The sequence below is a fragment of the Streptomyces sp. 8L genome (assembly GCF_020176795.1).
Classification (GTDB): Bacteria; Actinomycetota; Actinomycetes; order Streptomycetales; family Streptomycetaceae; genus Streptomyces.
On record NZ_JAIUKE010000297.1, the window covers coordinates 1 to 7,924 of the forward strand.

Consider the following 7,924-nt stretch of genomic DNA (forward strand, 5'->3'; position numbering starts at 1 on the left):
CCGCCCGGAAGCATCTAGTCCTTGCCCCCTTCCTCCTCCAACAGCAACACCGTCGGATACGACCTGGTCCTGCGTCTCCTGCTCGGCGTACTCGCCGTCGTCATCCCCCTCGCCCACCTGGCCTGGCTGTCCGGCAACATCACCGCATACCTCACCGGCACCAACTGGGCCCCCTACCAGCCAACCAAGGCACTGCTCCACCCCCAGCAGGTCTGGCCCACCCAAGGCGAAACGTCCCTGCTGATCGGCGCCCGCATCGTCCCCGTTCTCCTGTTCCTCGCCCTCGGCACGGGAGCGGGCGTCCTATGGGCCCGCCACAAGAACCGAAGCGGCGGGCAAAAGAAGATCACCGACATGGCCAAGGCCCGCGACGTCGAGCCGCTGTTGGCCAAAGCGATCACCGACAAGGCCCGCTCCCTGCGCCCCAGTCTGAAGGACAGCAAGCACATCGACGCGAAGGACACCGGCATCCTTCTCGGCAACCTGCAGGGCACCCGCCACGAAGTACGCATGAACTACGAGGACGTCGCCGTCGCGATCATGGCGCCCCGCTCCGGCAAGACCACCTCGCTCGCCATCCCGTCCATGCTCGCCGCGCCGGGTCCGGTGCTGCTGACGTCGAATAAATCCGCCGGCGACGCCTTCACCACCGCCTACGAGGCCAGGGCCCGGGCGGGGACGGTGTGGACCATGGATCCGCAGCAGATCGCGCACGCCGCACGTGAGATGTGGTGGAACCCGCTCGCCGGCGCGAGGACCCTGGACGGGGCGAACCGGCTCGCCGGACACTTCCTTTCCGCGAGTGTCGATGCCTCCCAGCAGGGCGACTTCTGGTCGAAGGCCGGCAGCAACATCCTGTCCCAACTGCTGCTGGCCGCGGCGCTCGACGAGCGGCCGATCACGGACATCATGCAGTGGCTCGCCTTCCCCGCCGACCGCACGCCGCTCGACATCCTCCGCGACCATGACTTCGCCGCCGTCGCAGCGCAGCTCAAGGGAACCGTCGAGGGACCACCCGAGACGCGCGACGGCATCTACGAGACGGCCCGGCAATACGCCTCCGCGCTCCTGAACGCCGAGATCTCCGCGTGGGTGACCCCGCAAAGGGACGTCCCGGAATTCCGGCCGGATCAGTTCGTCACGTCCACCGACACCCTGTTCCTGCTCAGCAAGGACGGCGGAGGCGGAGCCTCGGCGCTGATCGCCGCATGCGCGGACTCCGTGATGCGAGCCGCGACCGCGCAGGCCGAACGCGCCGGCGGACGCCTCGATCCGCCCATGCTCGGGATCCTCGACGAGGCCGCAAACGTGTGCAAGATCAGCGACTTGCCCGATCTGTACTCCCACCTCGGCAGCCGCGGCATCATCCCGATCACCATCCTCCAGTCCTACCGCCAGGGCCAGAAGGTCTGGGGCGAGGCGGGCATGGACGCCATGTGGTCCGCCTCCACCGTCAAGGTCATCGGCAGCGGCATCGACGACCCCGACTTCGCCGACAAGCTCAGCCGCCTCATCGGCGACCACGATGTGGAGACCACCTCCACCTCGCACTCCGAGTCCGGCAAGAGCACGTCGGTGTCGATGCGGCAGGAGCGGATCCTGCCCGCCGACGCGATTCGCGCCCTTCCCAAGGGCACCGCGCTCTGCTTCGCCACCGGCATGCGCGCCGCCATGCTCGACCTGCGGCCCTGGTACCGGGAGCCCGGCGCGGAGGAACTGTCCGCGGCGTCCGCCCGCGCCTCCCGGGCGATCACCGCCCGCGCCGTCGCGAAGCACACACCGACGCAGTCCGACTTCGGGAAGGCCGCGTGAGCAACACCCCGCTGCACCTGGTACCGGTCCGCTCACGCCAGGCGAAGGAATTCGTACGAACCTGGCACCGCCACCACCCGCCTCCCGCAGGACAGATCTTCGCGGTCGGCGCCGCAGACGAGAACGGCATCCTGCGCGCGGTCGCGATCGTCGGCCGGCCCGTGGCCCGCCATCTCGACGACGGCACCACCCTCGAAGTCACCCGGACCGCCGGCGACGGTACCCGCAACGCCAACTCCCTCCTCTACGGCGCATCGTGGCGTGCGGCCAAGGCCCTCGGATACCGGCGCCTGATCACGTTCACCCAGGAGAGCGAGAGCGGCGCCTCCCTGCGCGGCGCGGGCTGGCACCTGATCGCCAGCCGCCCGCCCCGGCCCGGATGGCACACCCCCTCCCGGCCCCGGACCGGCCACGGCAACGACCACGTCGCCCGCTTCCTGTGGCAAGCCCCGTGACGTCGGCGGACATCCCGCACAGCAACTGCCCCAGCCCTGCGCCGCGTTTTCAGCGCGCCCGACCGGATGGGACGAGCCCTGGGTGCATGGCCCCTGCCCCGGAGGAGCCGTCTGCCGAGGCCAGGCATGGCGTCACGTTGCGCAGCGGAGCCGAGTCCCCGCTGCGGCAGAGCGGTTCGGCCCCACGGCAGACGGCACACGACTGGTCCAGCCGGCCGCGCAACGGCCCGGACGAGCACGTACCACACACACCTGGAGATGACCTGCACACCTACGAACCTCGCGACCTCGAAGACATGACCGCCCTGGATGCCGTGGACGCCGTGACCGCGGACATTCGCGACCACCGCATCACCCTGGACGATGCCGGTGTGTTCAACGTCATGCGGCACATCGACCTGCTGTGCCACCTCACCGCCCGCATGGCTGCCGATGCCGAATACCAGCTCGCCCCGAACATCGCCGATCTCCCGCCCGCCGAGGGCCTCGGCCGGAGCACCGGCCACCTGGGGCGAGCCGTCGCCCATTACGCACAGACCCTCAGCCCGCTCGTCACCGCGGCACAGAACACGCTCCCTCCCACGGTCGGCTCACTTGACGACCACCGCACGCGAGCCCACCTCGACGCCGCAGAGCAAGCCCTGGCAGCAGCCCGCACCGCGCTGGACACGCCGCGGCCCCCCGCTGCATCGAGCGCACTCGTTCCGGCGCCGCCGCACGCCCCTGCCGTCCGGCGTCTGGCATGACAGCGCCGCACGCTGACGGCCTGTTCGACCTGGCCACTCCAGGGACAGCAGTCGAACGGCTGATCCTGCTCGCAGACCAGTACGTCCAACACAACGATCGGCTTGACCTCCTGTTGCGCCCTGGGTCGGTTCCCGAGCCGGACGCCCACGTCGCCTCCGCGCACAGCCTCGCTTCCGAGACCCGCGCCGCCATCGCCGCCGTGGCCGAGGAGCGCCTCTACAACAGTCTGGACCTGTCGGAGACGGTGGCCCGTCTGAAGCAACTCGCCTACCTGAGCGATGCCTCCACAAACCACGGCCTGGCAACAGCCCGCGATCTGACCGCCCTGGCCCCCGAGGCCGCCGTGGACGGCGCCGCCCTCGTCGCCGGGGAGATCCGGCGCCGGCGCCCGGCGCAGGCCAACGGCCCGGACCCCCAGCTGAACACCGTGCACTACACGGCCCTGTGGGAGATCAGCCGCGGTCACGTCGTGACCACCGAGTCCCTGGGACGTCGTTACGTCCACTACCGCGACACCCGGGTACTGATCAACACGCTGCGGCAGCTGGAGACAAGAAACCTCATCGAGCGCGTCCCGAAGACCGCACCCTCCGCCTACGTACGCGGACCGCTTCAAGACCGTGTCCGCCTCACCCAGGCCGGCACCACAGCCCTCGCCGCTTCCATCAGCCTCCCGCCGGCCGGCACCACCCCCGGTAAGACACTCCCGCCCATGCCCACCTCCTCACAGTCGGCCAAACGAAGCCGCTGACCCCAATTCCTGCGGAGCACACGACCATTTCCGGTCAGCCCCGATTCCGCGCCCTGTCCCTGGGCGCAGGTCTGTACCGAGTTCAGCGCGTTGCCCGCGGCCCACGGCTCCTGCGCCGGCAAACGCCGGGAGCACAGTCCCGGCCGCCGAAGCGATACCTGCCCCGTCCGCCTCAGAACGGCTTCAGACCTACGACACAGCCTAAGCCGACCCCGGGGAGAGCTTCCGCTCCACGACCACTGAGAAGGACGACGTTGACAAGCGAACCCCGACACATCCGTCTCCAACCCGAGATTCATCAGCAAGTGGAACTCCTCGCCCGCGCACTGGGGATAACCACCAGCGAGACCATCGCGCACCTCCTCCACCTCTACGCTCAGCCCGCGCCCGAGACGCCGGCCCCCACAAACACACACATCCCCGTCTACGCCATTTACCAGCGCAGTCGTATCGAGGGGAAATTCGACCGCTCCACCGGCGCCTTGCACATACCCACAGGCCCTGGAGCAGGGCAGTACAAGACCCCCAGCGGCGCCGCTCGCGCAGTCATCACCTCACTTCGCCCACAGGTCTCACCCATCCGTACCGGATGGACGTTCTGGCGCCTTGCCGAAACCGGCGCTTACCTCGCAGTCCTCCGCGGCACCACCGCGGCCACGCCGCGCCGCTGACGCGGATCCAGCGTCGGTACATCCCGAAGGCGCGGGTCCTCCGGAATCCGTAACCCGGCGATTGGCGAAGTCACGCCTCCGCCTTGACACATCCCGGATTCCTCTTCACCGCGCAGATCACCACCCTCACCCAGGAATTCCGTGAACACCCCCACACTGAAAATCCTTTCGCTAGGCGCAGGAGTCCAGTCCACCACCCTGCTCGCCCTGTCAGCCAACGGCATCCTCCCGAAGGTCGATTACGCGATTTTCGCCGACACCGGCTGGGAACCCGAAGCGGTCTACAGGCATCTCGACCGCATAGAGAAAGAGATAGCCCGCCCGGCCGGTATTCCAGTCGTGCGCGTATCCTCCGGGAACATTCGCCGCGATGCCTTGGACCCGGATCACCGGTTCGCATCCATGCCGCTCCACATCCTCAATCAGGACGGGCGCCCCGGGATGACGCGACGACAGTGCACCGGCGAGTACAAGGTGAAGCCGATAAAGCAGAAGGTCCGCGAACTGCTCGGACACCCCTACCCCGCACGCATCCCGAAGGGGGTGTTCGTCGAACAGTGGGTAGGAATATCGACCGATGAATTCCATCGAGCGAAGGACGCGGACGTCAAGTACATGCGCAACCGGCATCCGCTTCTGGACATGTCGTGGAGCAGGGCCGACTGCGTACGCTACCTGACCGAACTCGGTCTCGCCGACACACCGAAATCGAGCTGCCTGGGATGCCCCTTCCACGGAAACGCCCAGTGGAGGCATATCCGGGATACCTCTCCGTCCGAGTGGGCGGACGTCGTCGAATTCGACGCGGCCATCCGGAAGGGCAATGCCCGTGCCAACGCGTCGGGCAGCCGACTGCTCGGCGAGGCGTTCTTGCACCGTTCCCGCGTCCCGCTGAGCCAGGCACCGATCGACCACGTCACCCCTGCCGAGCGGGCCGCCCAGCAGATCAGTCTCGACGAGGCCGACGTCCTGGAGAACGGTGTCGAGGACGGCTGCTCGCCCTGGACATGTCGCGGCGACGCCGACACGCTGACGCAGGACGACTTCGGTCTGGCCACGTGATACTCGACCTGTTCGCAGGGCCGGGCGGCTGGAGCCAGGCACTGCACGTCCTGGGCGTACGGGACATCGGGCTGGAGTGGGACCCGTGGGCGTGCAAGACCCGCTCGGCGGCGGGGCAGTTGACCATCCGCACCGATGTGGCCATGTATCCGGCCTGGCCGTTCGTTGGCCGCACCCGCGGCGTGATCGCTTCCCCGCCGTGCCAGGCATGGAGCATGGCCGGCAAACGCCTCGGCCTGCTCGACCAGCCTTTGGTGCACGCGGCGGTCGAGGATCTGGCCGCCGGTCGCGACACCCGCGAACGCCTCCTGGCCGCGTGCCGCGACCAGCGCTCCCTGCTCGCCGCCGAGCCGATGCGCTACCTGTACGCGCTCAACGCGGTCGGCGAGCCCGACTGGGTCGCCATGGAGGAGGTACCTGACGTCCTGCCGTTGTGGAAGCAGTACGCGGCCGTCCTGCGCGGGTGGGGATTCTCGGTCTGGTACGGGATCCTCAACGCGGCCGACTTCGGCGTTCCGCAGACCAGGCGACGGGCGATTCTGCTCGCCTCCCGGGTCCGTACCGCTCAGCCTCCCCCGCCCACGCACGCCCAACTCGCCGAGGGGGAGTCGCTGTTCGGTCCGGGCCGCGACCGTTGGGTCAGCATGGCCGAAGCCCTGGGATGGGGCGCGACCGACCGGCCCGTCCCCACCGTCTGTGCGGGCGGCGGGCCCGGAGGCGGTCCCGAGCCGTTCCCGTCCGGCTCCCGCAAGACACTGTCCGACGCCCGGGCGCGCGGCACCTGGTTGCCCCGGCCGGACGGAGTGCTCGCGCAGCCCCGTCGTGACGACGCGGAGCGAGCTGCCCGGCGCGGCGCACGCGGGAAGTGTGCCGCAGACGCTCCTGCGCCGACGTCCACCGCCGAATCCCCGCGCTGGTCCTGGTCCCTGCGCAGCAACAACCAGGCCAACGGCACCGTCCGTTCGCTGTCCGAACCGGCCGGCACCCTGTTCTTCGGGCACCGCGCGAACGAGTGCACCTGGGTCGCCGAGCCTGCCTTTCCACAGGCCGTGGAAGCCGGCGTGCCGACCGTCCCCGAGCCGATCCGGATCACCGCCCGCGAGGCCGGCCTCCTGCAGACCTTTCCCGCCGACTATCCCTGGGCCGGCAACAAGGGCCAGGTCTTCAGGCAGATCGGCGACGCTGTACCGCCGCTGCTCGCCGGCCACCTCCTCGCCCCCCACCTCGGCACCGCCCTCAACCCGGACGACTTCACCCTGGCCGCGTAATGCCCCACCTCCCCGAACCCGACGAGGACGACCTCGACGCCGTTCCACCGCCTCTGCCGGTCTTCCACGTTGAGAAGGCCCTCCTCGGCGCCCTGCTGATCGAACCGCAGCGCCTGCATGACGTGGCCCGGATCGGCCCGAGCGCGTTCTCCACCACCGAGCACGCAGCCGTCTTCACCGCGATCCACTCCCTGCCGGCCCCCGATCCGGCCGAACACGCCCAGACCACCACGTGGTTCAACGCCGTCCTCACAGCAGCACGCGAGCGGACGCCCGGACTGTCGGCTCCCTACCTGCACAGCCTGATCCAGACCTGCCCACGACCCCGGCACGCCGCCGTGTATGCCCGGATGATCGAGGCCGAGCACTGCCGACGCCGTCTGTCCGCCGCCGCCCAGCGCCTCGTGCACAGCGCCCAGGACACCTCACTCCCCCAGCGCCTACTCACCACCCTGGAGGAAGCCGACGCCCTGGCCGGCGTCGTGGCCGACATCGCCGCCCGCTTCCCACCCCACGCCGGCCCCCTGCCCAGCAGACCTCAACCACCGCCCGAGCTGCTCCAGGACCAGGAGGCAGTCGACGACGAGAGGTGCGCGATCGCGACCGCCACCGCGTATCCGAGCAGTATCGAGCAGATGCGATGGCTGACACCCCGCGACTTCAGCCAGCCTCTGCACGCCGGGCTGTGGCAATGCCTGAACACCCTGGCCCGCCGCGGCACCCCCGTCGATGCCGTCACGGTGATGTGGGAAGCACAGCACCGCGAACTCCTGGCGCGGGAGGCCGATCCACAGCAGATATTGAATCTCCTCGACGCCGCGGTCGGCTCACCGCAGGACGCGGGCGAACGCGTCCTGGCGCACTCCCTCCTCGCCACCGCGTACGACACCGGCCGGCTCGTCCGGGCGTTCGCCGACGACCCGGCCACCACGCCCGGCCAACTCGTCGCCGGCAGCCGCCGCGCACTCGCCGACCTCAACGCCGTACGAACCCGGTGGCAGCACGCCACCTCACCGCCATCCGCACCCACCGAGCGGCCCGGACCCCCCCCGGCCCCGCCCGCCCCCCCCCCCCCCCCGGCCCGGCCCCCCCGCCCCCCCCCGCCCCCCCCCGCGCCCAACACCCCCTCACCCCCCCCCAGACCCCCCGCCACCAAAA

The 7,924-nt window shown here is 69.9% G+C and carries 7 protein-coding genes; all 7 read left to right on the forward strand.

Annotation, left to right across the window (positions count from 1 at the left end; all coding sequences use genetic code 11):
• Positions 1–21 precede the first annotated feature (21 nt).
• Positions 22–1,812 carry a type IV secretory system conjugative DNA transfer family protein gene (locus LCE31_RS23510; protein ID WP_225017278.1) on the forward strand — a complete coding sequence of 597 codons (1,791 nt, stop codon included), beginning with the start codon at positions 22–24 and terminating at the stop codon, positions 1,810–1,812.
• On the forward strand, positions 1,809–2,267 hold the full coding sequence (locus LCE31_RS23515; protein ID WP_225017280.1) for an XF1762 family protein: 459 nt from the start codon (positions 1,809–1,811) through the stop codon (positions 2,265–2,267). The genes LCE31_RS23510 and LCE31_RS23515 overlap by 4 nt, the downstream gene beginning before the upstream one ends.
• 86 nt (positions 2,268–2,353) lie before the next feature.
• A complete protein-coding gene (locus LCE31_RS23520) occupies positions 2,354–3,013 on the forward strand; it encodes a hypothetical protein (RefSeq protein WP_225017282.1) in 660 nt (219 codons plus the stop codon).
• Positions 3,010–3,765: a hypothetical protein gene (locus tag LCE31_RS23525; protein ID WP_225017284.1), complete on the forward strand. Its 756-nt coding sequence runs from the start codon at positions 3,010–3,012 to the stop codon at positions 3,763–3,765. The genes LCE31_RS23520 and LCE31_RS23525 overlap by 4 nt, the downstream gene beginning before the upstream one ends.
• An 869-nt stretch (positions 3,766–4,634) precedes the next feature.
• Positions 4,635–5,498 (forward strand): hypothetical protein, encoded by an 864-nt coding sequence (locus LCE31_RS23530; RefSeq protein ID WP_225017290.1) that lies wholly within the window; start codon positions 4,635–4,637, stop codon positions 5,496–5,498.
• On the forward strand, positions 5,495–6,766 hold the full coding sequence (locus LCE31_RS23535) for a DNA cytosine methyltransferase (protein WP_225017286.1): 1,272 nt from the start codon (positions 5,495–5,497) through the stop codon (positions 6,764–6,766). Before LCE31_RS23530 ends, LCE31_RS23535 begins: the two co-directional genes overlap by 4 nt.
• Positions 6,766–7,924 (forward strand): DnaB-like helicase N-terminal domain-containing protein (locus tag LCE31_RS23540; RefSeq protein WP_225017288.1); only part of this gene is annotated, 1,159 nt, incomplete at its 3' end. The genes LCE31_RS23535 and LCE31_RS23540, both read left to right, overlap by 1 nt.